The sequence below is a fragment of the Dermatobacter hominis genome (assembly GCF_020715685.1).
GTDB lineage: Bacteria > Actinomycetota > Acidimicrobiia > Acidimicrobiales > Microtrichaceae > Dermatobacter > Dermatobacter hominis.
In genome coordinates this window covers 904,234-922,252 of sequence record NZ_CP085840.1, presented here as the reverse complement: position 1 = coordinate 922,252, position 18,019 = coordinate 904,234, and the positions used below count along the sequence as shown (strand labels likewise).

The window sequence follows — 18,019 nt, the reverse complement described above, 5'->3', positions numbered from 1 at the left end:
GTTCCACTCGAGCCCCTCGCCCGGTAGGTTCGGCGTCCATGGAGCCGACTCGCACCGAAGCCGGGACGCGGCGGGGCGCAGAGCGGCGCCGCTCGGCCGCGTTCTTCGACCTCGACCGCACCCTGCTCGCGGGCGCGAGCGGTCCGATCCTCGGGGCGGCGCTCCGCGAGGCGGGGGTGGTCTCCGGCTCGACGCAGGGGATCGAGTCCGTCCTCTTCAAGGTCTTCGACCTGATCGGCGAGACGTACCCGTCGATGCTGGTCAGCCGCCAGGGCGCCCGGGTGGCCAGGGGCTGGTCGGTGGACGCGGTCCAGGCCGCGGCACGCAAGGCGGCCGAGCCGCTGGCGAACGCGGTGCTGCCCTACGCCCGCCAGCTCATCGACGGCCACCGCGACGCCGGCCGCATGGTCGTCATGGCCACGACCACGCCGAACGACCTGATCCGCCCGCTCGCCGAGGCGCTGGGCTTCGACGACGTGATCGCCACCACCTACGGCCAGACCGACGGTCGCTACGACGGCACCATCGCCGGCGAGTTCGTGTGGGGCAAGGGCAAGGCCCGCGCCGTCGCCGAGTGGGTCGACCGCCACGACATCGACCTGCTCGACAGCTACGCCTACTCCGACAGCTGGTACGACACGCCGCTGCTCAGCATCGTCGGGCACCCGACCGTGGTGAACCCCGACCCGCGGATGATCGGCATGGCGACGGTGCGCCGCTGGCCGATCGTGCACTTCGACGTGCCGGCCGGGGTCCCGAAGTTCGCCGGCATCGAACCGCAGAAGGTGCTGTTCCTGCTGGCCCAGCCGCAGCTGTTCCCGTGGGTGCGCTTCGACCTCGGCGGCCTCGACCGGATCCCCGCCGAGGGCCCGGCGATCCTGGTGGGCAACCACCGCTCGTACCTGGACCCGCTGGCGATCGGCTACTCGCTCGCCAAGCGGGGACGACCCGTCCGCTTCCTGGGCAAGAAGGAAGTCTTCGACGCCCCGATCGTCGGCGACCTCGCCACCGCGCTGGGCGGCATCCGCGTGGACCGGGGCACCGGCTCCGACGCCCCGCTGCGCGCCGCCGAGGAGGCCCTCGCCGCGGGCGAGATGGTGGCGATCATGCCGCAGGGCACGATCCCGAGGGGCCCCGCGTTCTTCGATCCCGAGCTCAAGGGCCGGTGGGGCGCGGTGCGGCTGGCCCACGCGACCGGCGTGCCGGTGATCCCGATCGGCCTGTGGGGCACCGAGAAGGTCTGGCCCCGCAGCGCGAAGCTCCCCGACCTCACCAACGTCCTGCACCCGCCGACCGTGCGGATCCGCGTCGGCGAACCGGTCCCGCTCGGGGGCGAGGACGTCGAGGCCGACACCGAGGCGATGATGTCGGCGATCGTCGACCTGCTGCCCGCCGAGGCGAGGGAGCTGCGGACGCCGAGCGCCGAGGAGCTGGCGCGGACCTATCCGGGCGGGATCGTCCCGACCGACCTCGATGGCGACGCCGCGCACGAGCGCGAGCGCCGGCCGGGCCAGGACTGACGTCAGTCCTTGGTGGCCACCGCGTTGGGCGTCACGTTCATCTTGGGCACGTAGTCGGCCGCTGCGACCTCACGGGCCTCGCCGCCCATCACGGCGCGCAGCGTGGTCCGGCAGGTGCTGCAGGGACCGTAGAACGGCTCGGTCGCCTCTCGCTGGCAGCGCGGGCAGGTGAACTCGATCGGGCCCGGGGGCGGGGTCAGCTCGGCCATCCGCCGAGTGTCGCGCGGTGGGGCGACGGTCGTGGTGACCGGCTCCAGGACCGCGCCCGGGTCGTCATGCGCCGATCTGCACCGCGGCGGTGAGCACGGCGCCGACGACCAGCGCCACGACCCAGGCGACGTCGATCGTCCGGCGGTCGGTGCGCCCCGCTCCGACCGCATCGGTGGTCGAGGTCGTCGTCCGGGACCGAGCCCACAGCCAGCTGCCGGCGGCGGCGAGGAGCAGCAGCGGCGCGGCGTCGGCGGCGTAGCGGAGCGTCGAGGTGTTGAACGGCAGCGACACGGCGACGAGCGCCGCGGTCCCGGTCGCGGCCGCGGTGGCGATGACGACGGCGAGGGCCCGCCCGCGTGACCAGAGGTCGCGTGCGGACGAGCCGAGGGCGATCGCACCCACGATCAGGACGGGCGCCAGGTAGAGCAGCCCGGCGATCGGCTCCGACGTGTGGTCCTCGGGGCGGGTGCCGCCGACGGTGGGCCGGAGCCCGATCCAGGGGAACGAGCCGGTCGGCCGCGGTGCGGCGCCGAGGTAGTCGGCCAGGTTCGGTAGCAGGTAGGCGAGCCGGCCCTTCGGGTACGCCGTCATGTCCCACACCGACAGCTGGTAGCCGAACCCGAACTCGCTGGCGGCGCCGAAGCGGACCACGTTCGAGACCGCCACGAGCGTCCCGACGGCGAGGAACGGCGCCACGACCGCGGCGACGTCGAGCGCGACCGCGCCACCGGGTCGAGCCGGGCCGTCCCGGTCCGCGTCCCCGTCTGCGGCCCGCACCGCTCGGTTCGATGCGACGACCACCCCCACGACCACCGCGACGACGATCGCCGTGACCACGGCGGTCGGCCGCGACCCGATCGCCGCGGCGAGGCAGGCGGCGCCGAGCGCGGCGCGTCCCCGGCCCAGCGAGGGGAGCGTCTCGGTCGCCCGCAGGAGCAGCGCCACCCCGGTCGTGGTGAGCGCGAACGCGACGGCGATCGCGGCCTCGTAGCCGTTGGCGACCGACATCAGGACCCACACCGGGCCGCACAGCCCGACGGCCAGCACCGCGGCGCCGAGCGCGGCGTCCGACGTGGCCGGCACGAAGCGGCGGCGCACCTGCAGGAGCGCCCACGTGCCGGCCAGCACCCCGCACCAGCCCCCGAGCAGCGTGATCGCCCAGTTCGGCGGCGAGGTCCCGAGCAGCAGCTCGGACGGCAGGAGCAGCACCGGCACGGTGAGGCCGTGCGCGGAGTACAGCCGGCCGTCCCGGTACGCGAGGTCCTGCACGCCCTCGTCGACGCGGACGTCGAGGTTCGCGCCCGGGTCGTAGGGGTCGTCGAGCTCGGCGAGCGAAGCCGGGACCGGGCGGATGTCGAGGTGGCCGTCGGCCAGCGCGGCCGCCTGGCGCCGGTGCACGTCGGTGCCGGCCGCGTCGCGCCCGAGCGCGAGCGCCGACACGGCGTACAGCACGAGCACGACGAGCGTGCACGCCGGCACGATCCACCCGCGCCGCGGCGGCACTCGGTGCGTGGTGCCGCTCGTCGAGCGCGACGGCGCGGTGACCGTGGTGGCCATCCCACTCCATCGGCAGGCGGGGCCGCCCGCCGCAGGTTTCTCGGGGACGTCCCCGAGACGGCCCCCGACGCGAACTCGGGGATGACCGATCGCTCAGCGATCGCTCATCCCCGAGATCGGTGACCCGGTTCTCGGGGATGTCCCCGAGAACGGGCTCCGGCTCAGCCGGTGGTGCGGGCCCGGATGATGTTGAGCGCCGAGCCGGCGCGGAACCACTCGATGTGCTCCTCGCTCATCGTCTGGTTGCACCAGAAGGTGCGCTCGGTGCCGTCGGCCTGGTGCAGCACGCACTCGACCTTCCTGCCGGGGGCGAGCTCGGCGAGGCCGACGATGCTGATGCGGTCGTCCTCCTCGATGGCGTCGTACACCGACGGGTCGTCGAACGTGAGCGCCAGCACGCCCTGCTTCTTGAGGTTGGCCTCGTGGATGCGGGCGAAGCTGCGGACGATGATCGCCTTGGCGCCGCGGAAGCGGGGCTCCATGGCCGCGTGCTCGCGGGAGCTGCCCTCACCCCAGTTCTCGTCGCCCACGGCGACCCAGGGCTGACCGGCCTCGTGGTAGTGCTTGGCGATGTCGGGGAACGACCGGGTCGAGCCGTCGAGCTGGTCCTTGCCCTCGCCGGCCACGCCGGTGAACGCGTTGACGGCGCCGAGGAAGAGGTTGCCCGAGATGTTCTCGAGGTGGCCCCGGTACTTGAGCCACGGTCCGGCCATCGAGATGTGGTCGGTCGTGCACTTGCCCTTGGCCTTGAGCAGGATCGGCAGGTCCAGGTAGTCCTGGCCGTCCCAGGGCGCGAAGGGCTCGAGCAGCTGCAGGCGCTCCGAGTCGGGTCGGACGACGACCTCGACGCCCGAGGCGTCGGTCGGGGGAGCGATGAAGCCGGACTCGCCCGGGTCGAACCCCTGCGACGGCAGCTCCTCGCCGACCGGCACCCGCAGCTGCACCTGGTCGCCGGCCTCGTTGGTCAGCGTGTCGGTCAGCGGGTTGAAGTCGAGCGTGCCGGCGAGCGCCAGCGCGACGACGGTCTCGGGCGACGTCACGAACGCCAGCGTGTTGGCCGACCCGTCGTTCCGCTTGGGGAAGTTCCGGTTGTACGAGGTGACGATCGTGTTGATGTGGTCGTTGGCCTCGGCCGGGCGCGACCACTGGCCGATGCAGGGACCGCACGCGTTGGCGAGCACGGTCGCGCCCGCCGCCTCGAAGACCTCGAGCAGTCCGTCGCGGGCGATGGTGGCCCGGACCTGCTCGGAGCCGGGCGTGATCATCAGCGGGACCTTGACCTTCAGCCCGTTGTCGGCGGCGTGGCGCAGGATCGACGCGGCGCGGGAGATGTCCTCGTAGGACGAGTTCGTGCACGACCCGACCAGCGCGGCCGAGATGTCGAGCGGCCAGTCCTTCTGCTTCGCCTCGGCGCCGAGCGCGCCGACCGGGCGGGCGAGGTCGGGCGTGTGGGGGCCGTTGATGTGGGGCTCGAGCGTCGACAGGTCGATGACGATGAGCTCGTCGTAGAAGCCGTCGGGCTCCGCGAGGATCTCGTCGTCGGGGCGCAGGTGGTGGGCGACGCCGTCGGCGGCCGCCGCGATCTCCTCGCGGCCGGTCGCCTTCAGGTAGCGCGACATCGCGTCGTCGTACGCGAACACCGACGTCGTCGCGCCGATCTCGGCGCCCATGTTGCAGATCGTCGCCTTGCCCGTGCAGGACATGGACCGGGCGCCCGGGCCGAAGTACTCGACGATGGCGCCGGTGCCGCCCTTCACGGTCAGGATCTCGGCCACCTTGAGGATGACGTCCTTGGGCGAGGACCAGCCGTTGAGCTCGCCGGTCAGGTGGACGCCGATCAGGCGGGGCCAGCGGACGTTGAACGGGAACCCGGTCATGACGTCGACCGCGTCCGCGCCGCCCACGCCGATCGCGACCATGCCGAGGCCGCCGGCGTTCGGCGTGTGGCTGTCGGTGCCGACCATCATCCCGCCGGGGAAGGCGTACTGCTCGAGGACGACCTGGTGGATGATCCCGGAGCCCGGCTTCCAGAAGCCGATGCCGTACTTGGCGGACACCGACTCGAGGAAGTCGTAGACCTCGGCGTTGCCCTCCTCGGCGGCGAGCAGGTCGACCTTGCCGTTCTCCTTGGCCTGGATCAGGTGGTCGCAGTGGACCGTCGACGGGACGGCGACCTCGGGCAGGCCCGCGGTCATGAACTGCAGCAGCGCCATCTGCGCGGTGGCGTCCTGCATGGCCACGCGGTCGGGGCGGAGGTCGTTGTAGGTGCCGCCGCGCTCGAAGGTGGCGTCGGGGTCGTCGAGGTGGGCGATCAGGATCTTCTCGGCCAGGGTCAGCGGACGCCCCAGGCGCTCGCGTGCAGCGTCGATGCGGTCCTCGAAGCGGGCGTAGACGCCCTGGACCAGTTCGATCGGGGTGGATGCGGTGACGGCCATGTCGCGCTCCTCATCGAAGGCAGGCGGAGTGGATCTCCGCCGCTCAGACGAACAATACAAGTACAATACATGTTCGTGAGGACAGCGTCGCCGGGCGGGGGACCGCCGGCAGCAGCAGCACCCGGCGTGGACCGGGTCGGGGAGCGGCTCCCATGAGGCCGATCCGTTATCGGATCATCGCGGACGACCTGCGCGACCGCATCGTGGCCGGCGAGTTCCACCTGGGTGCGGTGCTGCCGTCCGAGGCGGACCTGTCGGCCACCTACGAGGCCAGCCGCGTGACGGTCCGGCGGGCGCTCGAGGCGCTGCGCGCCGAGGGCCTCGTCGAGAGCCGGCAGGGCTTCGGCTGGCTCGTCGCCGCCGATCCGGTGCGACAGGACCTGACCCGCCTGGCCACCCTCGACGGACAGCTCGGTGCCGCCGGCGTGCGCTCCGAACGGCGGATCGTCAGCTTCGGCTTCCGCCGCACGCCGGTGCGGGTGCGGGACTTCCTGGCCGGGCGCACGGCGCTCGAGGTGGTGCGCCTGCACCTCGCCGACGACCGCCCGTTCGCACGCGTGACCGTCTGGTGCCGGGAGGACCTCGGGTCGTCGCTGAGCCGGGACGACGTCGAGCGCTCCGCGTTCCTCGAGCAGCTGCCGGTGCGGCTGGGCGGCGCCACCCAGACGATCGGGGCCGACGCCGCCTCGGCCGCCGACGCCGGGCTGCTCGACGTGCCCGCGGGGTCGCCGGTGCTGGTGGCCGAGCGGGTCACCCGGGACAGCTCGGGCGAGGTGGTGCTCGTCAGCGAGCACGTGTTCCCGGCGCACCTCACGCGGTTCGTGGTGGAGCTGCCGGTCGACGACGGGCTCATGGAGCCGACCGGGCTCCGCATCGTCGACCCCGCCTGAGCGGCGGAGAGCGGTGGTGCCGGTGGGCCCGCCTACTTGAGCGAGCTGCCGACCTTGCTCAGCTGGCCCTTGGTGTTCGTGCCGAGGAACTGCACGGCGGCGACGCACACGATGGCGATCAGGGCGACCAGCAGGGCGTACTCGACGAGCGACGCCGCCCGCTCGGACCGCGACTTCGTCGACAGCCAGGCGGTGAGGAACTGGTAGTGGAGGTGGATCATCTCGGGGCGCTCCCGTGCTCGGTGCTGGTGCTGCTCGGCGGCTCCCTGCCAGGAGCCGACCTCACTGGTATCGGTGCCCTGCGGCGGGAGCTGAGCCGAGGGCACGTGAAAACGGCGTCACCCCGGCGGCCGTGTCCGGACGGACACAGACGCCGGGGTGCAGGCTCCCGCCGAACGCGCCGGCGGCCGGGTCTCCTCGTCGAGCCCCGGCCGCCGGGTGTGACGTTCCGGACGCATCGCCCGGGACGATTCGGTTGTGTGCCGGATCCGTGTCCGGTCGGCTGGCGACCAGATCCCCGTCAGCGGACGAAGATGCTGGATCCCGATCGGTCGAGGCTGCTGCTGCTGGAGTTGCCCAGGAACTGCAGCGCCGTCACGCACACCAGTGCGATCAGCGCCATCAGCAGGGCGTACTCCACCAGGCTGGCTCCCCGCTCGAGCCGCCGGGCCGACCGGGAGGACCAGGTGACGAGACGTCGCATGGTGCCCTCCTCTCGGGCCGGAAGATGGCAGAGGGGCGGGTTGGACCCGCCCCTCGATGCCGGACGTGTCAGTCGATCACTTGATCGAGCTGCCGACCTGGCTGAACTTGTCCTTGGCGCTGGAGCCGATGAACGACACGGCAGCGATGCAGACCACGGCGATCAGGGCGACCAGGAGGGCGTACTCCACGAGGGAGGCGCCACGCTCGGTCTTGGCCTGAGCCTTGAGCCACGTCTTGAGGAAGTCGAACTGAACCATCATTTTGGGAGTCTCCCGTCGGTGTGAGTTGCTGTTGCTGGTGCTGTGCCGGATCCGCCGGGAGGCGACTCCGCCATCATGTGTATCGACGCTGCCCGGACCCGCTTGATAGGTCGTTCGGACCAAACGCCGGCCGTGCCGCTCAGTCGAGCGAGACGATCCCCATCCGCACGGCCTGGAGGACGGCCTGGGTGCGGTCACGGGCGTCGAGCTTCTGGTAGATCGACGCGAGGTGGTTCTTGACGGTCTTCTGCGAGATGAAGAGGCTCGCGGCGACCTCGGGCGTGGAGCAGCCGTCGGCGATGAGCTGGAGGACCTCCTCCTCGCGCTTGGTGACGACCCGGTCCTCCTCGGCCGTGCGGGGCTCGTCGATCCGACGGACCTCCTCGAGCATCGACCGGGCGAGCTGCGGCGACAGGACGGTGTCGCCCTCGGCCGCCATGCGGACGGCCTCGGCGATCTCGCGCGTGGAGCAGTCCTTCGTCAGGTAGCCGATGGCCCCGGCCCGGATCGCGTTCGTGAGCACGTCCTGGTCGGCGTGCATCGTGAGCATGACGACCTTGGTCTCGGTCCCGGTGCTCTTGACCTGCCGGCACGCCTCGACGCCGTCGCAGTTGGGCATCGTGACGTCCATGAGGATGACGTCGGGGCTGAGCTCCAGGGCCAGCTTGACGGCCTCGACGCCGTCGCCGGCCTCGCCGATGACGTCGAAGCCGGCGTCGGTCATGGACCGTCGCAGTCCCTCGCGCAGCATGCGGTGGTCGTCGGCCAGCATCAGTCGGATGGCCATGTGGTCACCTCCGGTGTCCGATGGCCGCGAGGGCCGGTTGGTTGGGGGCCGTCAGGCCGGGCTCGTTGGGGTTGAGGGAGCAGCGGACCCGGGTGCCACGACCCGGCGCGCTGAGGATCTCGAGCGAGGCGCCGATGCTGGAGGCGCGCTCGCGCATGCCGAGCACGCCGTAGGAGTCGAGGCGACCGGCGGTGGCCGCCTCGAAGCCGACGCCGTTGTCGGTCACGTCGATCAGGGCCCGCTCGCCGTCGCAGCGCCAGACGATGCGGACCGCGGTGGCCCGGGCGTGGCGCTCGACGTTGGCGAGCGCCTCCTGGGCGATGCGCCACATCTCCCGCTCCTGGAGGATCGGGAGGCGGGCGTCCTTGTCGGCCTCGACCTGGATCGTGAGGCGGCTGCGCTCGCCGACCCGGCTCACGTACTGCTCGAGCACGGCGCCGATGCCCTGCTCCTCGGAGACGTCGGTGCGCAGGTCGTACAGGGTGTCGCGGACCTCGCGGATCACGCCGCGGACGTCCTCGCGCAGCTGGCCCAGGTCCTCGGTCACCGGGTCGCCCGCCTCGTCGCGCTCGACCAGCCGGTCGAGCGAGAAGGCGAGGTAGGCGAGGGACTGGCCGATGCGGTCGTGCAGGTCCCGGGCGATGCGGGTCCGCTCCTCGTCGGCGCCGACGGTGCGCAGCCGGGCGAACCAGCGGGCGTTGTCGAGGGCGAGCGAGGCCGGGGCGACGAAGCCCTCGATCAGCTCGACGTCACGGGACGTGAAGTGCTCGAAGTCGCTGTGCTCGATGGCGAGCAGGCCGATGATGGCGCCCCGGGCCGACAGCACGGTGTAGATGCCCGAACCGGAGCGGTCCGACAGGCCGGGGCCGTCGGCGTGGAGGTCCGCCACGTAGACCGGGCGGTTCTCGGTGATCGCCTGCTTGAGGCCGAGCGGCAGCTCGGTCGGGCCCAGGCGGGCGGGGACGTGCAGGCCCTGGTGGCGCACGACCTCCCAGTGGCCGTCGGTCTCGTCGAAGAGCAGGACGGCGACGCTGTCGTAGGCGACCAGCGACTTCATGCGGCTCAGGGTCGAGTCGAGGACGTCGCCGAGGTCGAGCGAGGCCGGCAGCGTCTGGGTGACCCGGTGCAGCGAGAACAGCAGCGCGTTGGCGTCCGACAGCCGGCTGAGCCGGTCCATCGCCAGCTCCCGCTCCCGGTCCGCCTCGCCCGAGATGCGGCGGGCGTAGCCGGCGATGAGCGCCACCAGCATGACGATCCCGCCCCAGGAGGCGGACTGGAGGAAGGCCTCGCGCTGGTCGCCGGCCTGGAGGATGAACGGGAAGCTGACCGCCAGGATGGTCACCACCGCGATGCGGATGGAGAAGCCGAACCCTCGGGCCAGGCCGGCCACGGTGACGGCGGTCAGCAGCGTGAAGATCAGGGGCGACTGCCAGTAGCCGGTCATGACGACGGCGGCGACGTGCAGGGCGACCTCGGCGAGCACCCTCAGGAGCGACTGGAGGTCGTTCTCGTAGCGGATCGGCCGGAACGCCCGGAAGATCGCGTAGCTGACGATGATGGCCGTCCAGACCTTCACCGACGTCTCGAACTCGTCGAGCCGGCTGGCGACGAGCAGGAGCGAGATCGCCGTCGTGGCCAGGCGCATGGCCGTGATCAGGCTGTTGAAGCTGGCGACGCGGTCGACGCCCATGCTCGGCAGCTGCTGGGCGACGATGTCGAAGTCGCCGGTGGGCTGCTGGGACGGGTCGATCAGCGCCTCGCGGAGGTCACGGCTCAGCCGCTCCCTCAGCCGGTCGACGAGCCCGCCGCCCGACGGCGGCGCGGGCGCGCGGTCCTCCGACGGGGGCGTCGGGTCGGGGCGTGAGATCGGATCGTCCGGCGGCGCGGTGTGCATGGATGATCGTCCCGGTCGGGTCGTCGGCTGGGTCCCGGGCGCGTGGGTGAGCGCTCGTTCCCAGCGGGTTCGTGGTCGTCCATCCATCGGCAGCGACCGGCCGGGACTTTGGGAAATTCCTCAGAACCTGCACGTCGATCGCGCACGTGCCGTCGGGGTGATCTGCTTCGGGTAGCTTCCGCGGCGTGCTGCTGGTCGGACTCACGGGCGGGATCGGTGCGGGCAAGTCGTCGGTCTCGGCGTCGCTGGCCCGCCGTGGCGCGGTCGTCGTCGACGCCGACGCCATCGTGAAGGAGCTCCAGCAGCCCGGCACCGAGGTGTTCGCCGAGATGGTGGAGCGGTTCGGGCCCGGGATCGTGGCCGAGGACGGCTCGCTCGACCGGGCGGCGGTGGCCGACGTGGTGTTCACCGACCCGCAGGCGCTGGCCGACCTGGGCGCGATCGTGCACCCGAGGGTCCACACCGAGATCGAGCGCCGCATCGCCGAGCAGGAGGGGACCGGCAACGTCGTCGTGCTCGACATCCCCTTGCTGGCCGAGGCCGGCTGGCCGGGGCTGGCGGGCACGATCGTGGTCGACCTCGACCCCGAGGTGGCGATCCAGCGGCTCGTGGAGCACCGGGGGTTCACCGAGGCCGACGCCCGCAACCGCATCGCGAACCAGATGGAGCGCGAGCACCGGCTGTCGAAGGCGGACTTCGTGGTCGACAACCACGGCGACCCGGCGGCGCTGGAGGCCGAGGTCGACCGGGCCTGGACCTGGATCCAGACCCTCCCCGCGACATAGGGGCGCAGGGATATAGGGGTGCACAGCGACAACCCTTGTCGCGATCCGGACCTCAGAAATCGCTGAGCCGGCGGCAGAGCCGTGCAGCGGGGCGGGCCGCCGGGCGGGCGAGCGAGCGGGCGACCGAGCGGGCCGCCCCGGCCGCTGTCACAGGCCCGGCGTAGCCTGCTCGACGTGGCACACGTCGGTGACAACACAGCGACCCGCAAGCGGGCCGAGCCGAAGATGGTCCGGCCGTTCAAGGTGGAGAGCGAGTTCAAGCCGGCCGGCGACCAGCCAACTGCCATCGAGGCGCTGAGCGACGGCGTCCACTGCGGCGAGCGGTTCCAGACCCTCCTCGGCATCACCGGCTCGGGAAAGTCGGCGACGATCGCGTGGACGATCGAGCAGGTGCAGCGACCGACGCTCGTCCTGGCGCCGAACAAGAGCCTGGCGGCGCAGCTGGCGAACGAGTTCCGGGAGTTCTTCCCGAACAACCGGGTGGAGTACTTCGTCTCCTACTACGACTACTACCAGCCCGAGGCGTACATGCCGTCCACGGACACCTTCATCGAGAAGGACTCCTCCGTGAACGACGAGATCGAGCGCCTCCGCCACGCCGCCACCTCCTCGCTGCTCACCCGGCGCGACACGATCGTCGTCGCCTCGGTGAGCTGCATCTACGGCCTGGGCTCGCCCGACGAGTACGCCTCCCGGTTCTTCACGCTGCGGGTCGGCGACGTCGTCGACCAGCGCGACCTCCTCCGCCAGCTCGTGCACCTCCAGTACGAGCGCAACGACATGGCGCTGAGCCGCGGCAAGTTCCGCGTCCGGGGCGACGTCATCGAGGTCCAGCCGGCCTACGAGGAGACGGCGGTCCGCATCGAGCTGTTCGGCGACGACGTCGAGGCGATCAGCGTCGTCGACCCCCTCACGGGCGAGAAGGTCGACCAGCTCGACGACGTGCTGATCTTCGCCAAGACGCACTACGTGGTGTCCGACGAGCGGCTTCAGGCCGCCATCGAGCGCATCGAGATCGAGCTGCAGCAGCGCCTCGCCTTCTTCGAGAAGGAGGGGAAGCTCCTCGAGGCCCAGCGCCTCCGCATGCGCACCGAGTACGACCTCGAGATGCTCCGGGAGATGGGCTTCTGCAACGGCGTCGAGAACTACTCGGCACCGATGGAGGGCCGCGGTCCGGGCGAGGCGCCGAGCACGCTGATCGACTACTTCCCGGCGGACTACCTGACGATCATCGACGAGTCGCACCAGACGATCCCGCAGCTGCACGGCCAGTACGAGGGCGACCGCTCCCGCAAGGAGGTGCTCATCGAGCACGGGTTCCGGCTGCCGTCCGCGGCCGACAACCGCCCCCTGCGGTTCGAGGAGTGGCTCCAGCGCGCCGGCCAGACGATCTTCCTGTCGGCCACGCCCGGCGCCTGGGAGCTCGATCACTCGTCCCGGGTGGTCGAGCAGGTGGTCCGGCCGACCGGCCTCATCGACCCCGAGGTCGTCATCAAGCCGACCAAGGGCCAGATCGACGACCTGCTCGTCCAGATCAACGACCGGGTCAGCAAGGGGGAGCGGGTGCTCGTCACCACGCTCACCAAGAAGATGGCCGAGGACCTGACCGACTACCTGCTCGAGATGGGCGTGAAGGTCCGGTACCTGCACTCCGAGGTCGACACGCTCCAGCGCATCGAGCTCGTCCGCGACCTGCGCCTCGGCGAGTTCGACGTGCTCGTCGGCATCAACCTGCTCCGGGAGGGCCTCGACATCCCCGAGGTGTCGCTGGTCGCCATCCTCGATGCCGACAAGGAGGGCTTCCTCCGCTCCGAGACCTCGCTCGTCCAGATGATCGGGCGCGCGGCCCGGAACGTGAACGGCGAGGTCCACATGTACGCGGACCGGGTCACCGACTCGATGACCCGGGCGATCTCCGAGACCAACCGTCGTCGAGGGCTGCAAGAGGCGTACAACACCGAGCACGGCATCGATCCGACGTCGGTGCAGAAGGCGGTCACCGACATCCTCGCCGACCTGCGCGGCTCCGACGGCGCCCCGGTGCCCGGTGGCGGCCGCCGGAAGCGGCGCCCCGGAGAGAAGGCCCGGGCGCAGCAGTTCGCCGACCTGCCGCCGCAGGACCTCGGTGCGCTCATCCAGCTGCTCGAGGACGAGATGCACCAGGCCTCGGCCGACCTCCGGTTCGAGGAGGCCGCCCGCCTCCGCGACGAGGTCAAGGAGCTCAAGCGCGAGTTCCGCAACGCCGGCGGCACCTGACCCCGGCTCCGGCGGCGCCGGCGCTGAGCGCCGGGCGGGCCCCCGCCCACCCGTCCCCACCATCGAACTTGTACGTGGCGGTCGCCCATCGGGCGCGTGGCGTACAAGTTCGACGGGTCTCGGGTCCTGGCGATCTTGTACGTGGCGGTCGCCCATCCGGTGCGTGGCGTACAAGGTCGACGGGTTGCGGCGATCTTGTACGTGGCGGTCGCCCATCGGGCGCGTGGCGTACAAGTTCGACGGGTCTCGGGTCCTGGCGATCTTGTACGTGGCGGTCGCCCATCGGGCGCGTGGCGTACAAGTTCGACGGGTCTCGGGTCCTGGCGATCTTGTACGTGGCGGTCGCCCATCCGGTGCGTGGCGTACAAGGTCGACGGGTTGCGGCGGTCTTGTACGTGGCGGTCGCCCACCGGGCGCGTGGCGTACAAGTTTGGCGGGGAGGTGCGGGCTCGCGGCGGGAGGCGGGCGGCAGCGGGGCGGTCAGTCGGGGGCGCCGGCCCGGACCGACTCCTGGCGGAGCCAGTGGTCGGCGAGCACGAGCAGCACCGCGGCCTCGACCATCGGCACGGCGCGGGGGAGCACGCACGGGTCGTGGCGGCCCTTAGCCTCGAGCGTGACGGCCTCGCCGTCCCGCGTGACGGTCTGCTGCGGCGACGAGATCGTGGCGGTCGGCTTGAAGGCGACGCGCACCACGATGTCCTCGCCGTTCGAGATGCCGCCCTGGATGCCGCCCGAGTGGTTGGACGTCGTGCGGGGCCGGCCGTCGGGCCCCGGGACGAACGGGTCGTTGTGCGTCCGACCGGTCATGGCGGCCGAGCCGAAGCCCGAGCCGACCTCGAACCCCTTGCTCGCCGGCAGGCTCATCAGCGCCTTGGCCAGGTCGGCCTCGAGCTTGTCGAACACCGGCTCGCCCCAGCCGGCGGGGACCTGCCGGGCCACGCAGGTGACGACGCCGCCGAGCGAGTCGCCGTCGCGCCGGGCCTGCTCGATCGCCTCGGTCATCGCCGCTGCGGCCGCAGGCGCCGGGCAGCGGGTCGGGTCGGCCTCGACGTCCTCGAACGTGACTGTTCCGGGGTCGACCTCGGCCACGACGTCGTGGACCCTCGACACCCACGCGAGCACCTCGACGCCGAACCGTTGCGCCAGCAGCTTGCGGGCCACGGCGCCGGCGGCGACGCGGCCGATCGTCTCGCGCGCGGAGGCCCGACCACCGCCGGCGACGGCGCGGATGCCGTACTTGGCCTCCGTCGTGAAGTCGGCGTGCGACGGCCGGTAGAGGTCGGCCATGTGGTCGTAGGCGCCCGACCGATGGTCCTTGTTGCGGACGAGCAGGGCGATGGGGGAGCCGAGGGTGAGGCCGTCGCTCACCCCGGAGAGGATCTCGACCTGGTCGGTCTCGTCGCGCTGGGTCACCAGCCGGCTCTGACCGGGCCGGCGGCGGTCGAGGTCGGGCTGGATGTCCTTCTCGGACAGCTCGAGCCGGGGCGGGCAACCGTCGACCACCACCCCCACGCCGCCCCCGTGGGACTCCCCGAACGTCGTGATGCGGAACAGCGTTCCGGTGCTCGAGGACATGGTCCAAGTATGGCAGCGGAGGTTGCCCGCTCCGCTCCGCCGGAGGTGCCGGAGGCCACCCGAGATCCCCCTCACGAACAGGTGTTCGGGGAGTAGGATGCCGGGTCGATGGCACCCCCGGCCAAGACCAGCACGTCCCCGGCGCCCCGGGCCGCCAGGACCACGAAGGCGACCAAGGCGAGCGCGACGAAGGCCAGCGCCAAGGCCACCGAGACGACGGCCTCCGACGCGCCGACGCCCGCGACCAAGGCGCCGAGGGCGACCGCCCACCACCCGTCGGACCGGATCGTGATCCGGGGCGCCCGCGAGCACAACCTCGCCGACGTCTCGCTCGACCTGCCGCGCGACCAGCTCATCGTCTTCACCGGGCTGTCGGGCTCGGGCAAGTCGAGCCTGGCGTTCGACACGATCTACGCCGAGGGCCAGCGCCGCTACGTCGAGTCGCTGTCCGCGTACGCCCGGCAGTTCCTCGGCCAGATGGACAAGCCCGACGTCGACGTCATCGAGGGCCTCAGCCCGGCCATCTCGATCGACCAGAAGTCGGCGTCGCGCAACCCGCGCTCGACCGTGGGCACGGTCACTGAGATCTACGACTACCTGCGCCTGCTGTTCGCCAGGGTCGGCGTGCCGCACGACCCCGAGACCGGCGAGCGTCTCGTCCGCCAGACGCCGCAGCAGATCGTCGACCGCATCCTGCAGCTGCCCGAGGGCACGCGCTTCCAGGTCATCGCCCCGATGGTCCGCGGTCGCAAGGGCACCTACGAGCAGCTGTTCGCCGACGTCGCCCAGCGCGGCTTCAACCGCGTCCGGGTCGACGGCGAGGTGTTCGAGCTGCCGGCCGAGATCGAGCTCGCCCGGTACGAGCAGCACACGATCGAGGTCATCATCGACCGCCTCGTGCTCCGTGAGGGCATCGAGCGCCGGCTCACCGACTCGATGGAGACGGCGCTCGAGCTGGCCGAGGGCATGGCGCAGATCGAGATCGTGCCCGGTCGGGACGCGCCCGCCGACGCCGAGCCCGAGCTCCTGACGTTCTCCGAGAAGCTGGCCCGACCCTCCGACGGCAAGTCGTTCGAGGAGCTGGCGCCCCGGAACTTCTCGTTCAACTCGCCCTACGGCGCCTGCCCGGCCTGCGACGGCCTCGGCACGGTCTTCGAGGTCGACCCCGAGCTGGTCGTCCCCGACCCCGAGCAGTCGGTCGCCGGCGGTGCGATCGCCCCGTGGTCCTCGGGCCACGCCAAGTACTTCCACCGCCTCCTCGAGTCGGTCACGTCCGAGTACGGCATCGACGACAAGGTGGCCTGGGAGGACCTGCCGAAGAAGGACCAGAAGCTCCTGCTCTACGGCATCGGCGAGGCCAAGCGCGTCGACGTGAAGTTCCGCAACCGATACGGCCGCACCCGGACCTACACCGCCAAGTACGAGGGCGTGATCCCGTACCTGCAGCGGCGCCACTCCGAGGCCGAGTCGGACTCCGCCCGTGAGGCGGTCGAGGGCTACATGCGCCAGGTGCCGTGCCCCACGTGCGGCGGCGCCCGGCTGAACCCGTACGCCCTGGCGGTCACCGTCGACGACCTCAACATGCACCAGCTGTGCAGCCTGAGCATCGCCGAGTCCCGCGACCGCCTCGCCAGCCTCCGCCTCGACGACCGCCAGGCGATGATCGCCGAGCGGATCATGAAGGAGATCAACACCCGGCTGCAGTTCCTCTGCGACGTCGGGCTCGAGTACCTCTCGCTCGAGCGCTCCGCCGCCACGCTGTCCGGTGGCGAGGCGCAGCGGATCCGCCTCGCCTCGCAGATCGGCTCAGGCCTCGTCGGCGTGCTCTACGTCCTCGACGAGCCCTCGATCGGCCTCCACCAGCGCGACAACCACAAGCTGATCGAGACGCTGATCCGCCTCCGCGACATCGGCAACACCGTCCTCGTCGTCGAGCACGACGAGGACACGATCCGCGTCGCCGATCACGTCGTCGACATCGGTCCCGGTGCGGGTGAGCACGGCGGCCGGGTCGTGCACACCGGCACGGTGAAGGGCCTGCTCCGCAACAAGGAGTCGATCACCGGCCAGTACCTCGCCGGCAAGAGGGCCATCCCCGTCCCGCAGCTGCGGCGCCAGCCCGGCGACGACTGGATCGCCATCAAGGGCGCCCGGGAGCACAACCTCAAGAACCTCGACGTCGACATCCCGCTCGGGTGCTTCGTCGCCGTCACCGGCGTGTCCGGCTCGGGCAAGTCGACGCTCGTCAACGACATCCTGCTCCGGGCGCTGATGCAGCACGTCTACGGGTCGAAGATCCCTCCGGGCCTGCACCGGCGCATCGACGGCATGGACCAGGTCGACAAGGTGATCGACATCGACCAGTCGCCGATCGGTCGGACGCCGCGCTCGAACCCCGCCACCTACACCGGCGTGTTCGACCACATCCGCAAGCTGTTCGCCCAGACGCCCGAGGCCCGGATCCGCGGCTACATGCCCGGCCGGTTCAGCTTCAACGTCAAGGGCGGCCGCTGCGAGGCGTGCGCCGGCGACGGCACCATCAAGATCGAGATGCACTTCCTGCCCGACGTGTACGTCCCGTGCGAGGTGTGCAAGGGCGCCCGCTACAACCGCGACACGCTCGAGATCACCTTCAAGGGCCTGAACATCGCCGAGGTGCTCGACATGCCGTGCGAGGAGGCGCTCGAGTTCTTCTCGAACCAGCCGACGATCGCCCGGCACATGCAGACGCTCGTCGACGTCGGGCTCGGCTACGTGCGGCTGGGCCAGCCCGCCACCACGCTGTCGGGCGGCGAGGCCCAGCGGGTGAAGCTGGCCTCCGAGCTGGCCAAGCGCTCCACGGGCCACACGATGTACCTGCTCGACGAGCCGACGACCGGCCTGCACTTCGAGGACATCCGCAAGCTCCTCACCGTGCTGTCCCGCCTGGTCGAGCAGGGCAACACGGTGCTGGTCATCGAGCACAACCTCGACGTGATCAAGACGGCCGACTGGGTCATCGACCTCGGTCCCGAGGGCGGCATCGGCGGCGGTCAGGTGATCGCCGAGGGGTCGCCCGAGCTGATCGCCAAGACCGCCGAGAGCTTCACCGGCCAGTTCCTCGCCCCGCTGCTCGACACGGACTGAGCACCGGCGCTGGCGTCCG

14 protein-coding genes are annotated in these 18,019 nt (G+C 71.4%); 5 read left to right on the top strand and 9 right to left on the bottom strand.

Annotated features, from left to right (window positions below; all coding sequences use genetic code 11):
- The first annotated feature begins 38 nt into the window (after positions 1-38).
- On the top strand, positions 39-1,520 hold the full coding sequence (locus LH044_RS04325; protein WP_227758573.1) for an HAD-IB family hydrolase: 1,482 nt from the start codon (positions 39-41) through the stop codon (positions 1,518-1,520).
- 2 nt (positions 1,521-1,522) lie between these two features.
- Here LH044_RS04325 and LH044_RS04320 read toward each other — a convergent pair whose 3' ends face one another.
- From LH044_RS04320 to LH044_RS04310, 3 genes are all read right to left on the bottom strand, one after another.
- A complete protein-coding gene (locus LH044_RS04320) occupies positions 1,523-1,729 on the bottom strand; it encodes a hypothetical protein (protein WP_227758572.1) in 207 nt (68 codons plus the stop codon).
- Between the two features lie 64 nt (positions 1,730-1,793).
- Positions 1,794-3,287, bottom strand: coding sequence for a hypothetical protein (locus tag LH044_RS04315; protein WP_227758571.1), 1,494 nt, complete (start codon positions 3,285-3,287; stop codon positions 1,794-1,796).
- Positions 3,288-3,448: 161 nt separating this feature from the next.
- Positions 3,449-5,722 carry an aconitate hydratase gene (locus LH044_RS04310; protein ID WP_227758570.1) on the bottom strand — a complete coding sequence of 758 codons (2,274 nt, stop codon included), beginning with the start codon at positions 5,720-5,722 and terminating at the stop codon, positions 3,449-3,451.
- 152 nt (positions 5,723-5,874) lie between these two features.
- On the opposite strand from LH044_RS04310, the gene LH044_RS04305 reads away from it, so the two are divergent.
- A complete protein-coding gene (locus tag LH044_RS04305) occupies positions 5,875-6,612 on the top strand; it encodes a GntR family transcriptional regulator (RefSeq protein WP_227758569.1) in 738 nt (245 codons plus the stop codon).
- A 32-nt stretch (positions 6,613-6,644) separates the two neighbouring features.
- Here LH044_RS04305 and LH044_RS04300 read toward each other — a convergent pair whose 3' ends face one another.
- From LH044_RS04300 to LH044_RS04280, 5 genes are all read right to left on the bottom strand, one after another.
- The gene (locus LH044_RS04300) at positions 6,645-6,938 is read right to left on the bottom strand and encodes a Flp family type IVb pilin (RefSeq protein WP_227758568.1); all 294 of its coding nucleotides are present in this window, start codon (positions 6,936-6,938) and stop codon (positions 6,645-6,647) included.
- 194 nt (positions 6,939-7,132) lie between these two features.
- Entirely contained in the window at positions 7,133-7,315 is a 183-nt protein-coding gene (locus LH044_RS04295) for a Flp family type IVb pilin (RefSeq protein ID WP_227758567.1), read from the bottom strand.
- Between the two features lie 76 nt (positions 7,316-7,391).
- Positions 7,392-7,577 (bottom strand): Flp family type IVb pilin, encoded by a 186-nt coding sequence (locus LH044_RS04290; protein WP_227758566.1) that lies wholly within the window; start codon positions 7,575-7,577, stop codon positions 7,392-7,394.
- Positions 7,578-7,716: 139 nt separating this feature from the next.
- Positions 7,717-8,364 carry a response regulator gene (locus LH044_RS04285; protein WP_227758565.1) on the bottom strand — a complete coding sequence of 216 codons (648 nt, stop codon included), beginning with the start codon at positions 8,362-8,364 and terminating at the stop codon, positions 7,717-7,719.
- Between the two features lie 4 nt (positions 8,365-8,368).
- Positions 8,369-10,258 (bottom strand): GAF domain-containing sensor histidine kinase, encoded by a 1,890-nt coding sequence (locus tag LH044_RS04280; RefSeq protein ID WP_227758564.1) that lies wholly within the window; start codon positions 10,256-10,258, stop codon positions 8,369-8,371.
- Between the two features lie 185 nt (positions 10,259-10,443).
- On the opposite strand from LH044_RS04280, the gene coaE reads away from it, so the two are divergent.
- Positions 10,444-11,043: a dephospho-CoA kinase gene (coaE, locus tag LH044_RS04275; protein WP_227758563.1), complete on the top strand. Its 600-nt coding sequence runs from the start codon at positions 10,444-10,446 to the stop codon at positions 11,041-11,043.
- 225 nt (positions 11,044-11,268) lie between these two features.
- Complete coding sequence (gene uvrB, locus LH044_RS04270) at positions 11,269-13,299, top strand: excinuclease ABC subunit UvrB (RefSeq protein ID WP_227760064.1); 2,031 nt, start codon at positions 11,269-11,271, stop codon at positions 13,297-13,299.
- A 480-nt stretch (positions 13,300-13,779) separates the two neighbouring features.
- Here the strand turns inward: uvrB and aroC are convergent, their stop codons facing one another.
- Positions 13,780-14,874 (bottom strand): chorismate synthase, encoded by a 1,095-nt coding sequence (aroC, locus tag LH044_RS04265; protein ID WP_227758562.1) that lies wholly within the window; start codon positions 14,872-14,874, stop codon positions 13,780-13,782.
- 108 nt (positions 14,875-14,982) lie between these two features.
- Here aroC and uvrA point away from each other — a divergent pair, with 108 nt between their 5' ends.
- Complete coding sequence (uvrA, locus tag LH044_RS04260) at positions 14,983-18,000, top strand: excinuclease ABC subunit UvrA (RefSeq protein ID WP_227758561.1); 3,018 nt, start codon at positions 14,983-14,985, stop codon at positions 17,998-18,000.
- Positions 18,001-18,019 lie beyond the last annotated feature (19 nt).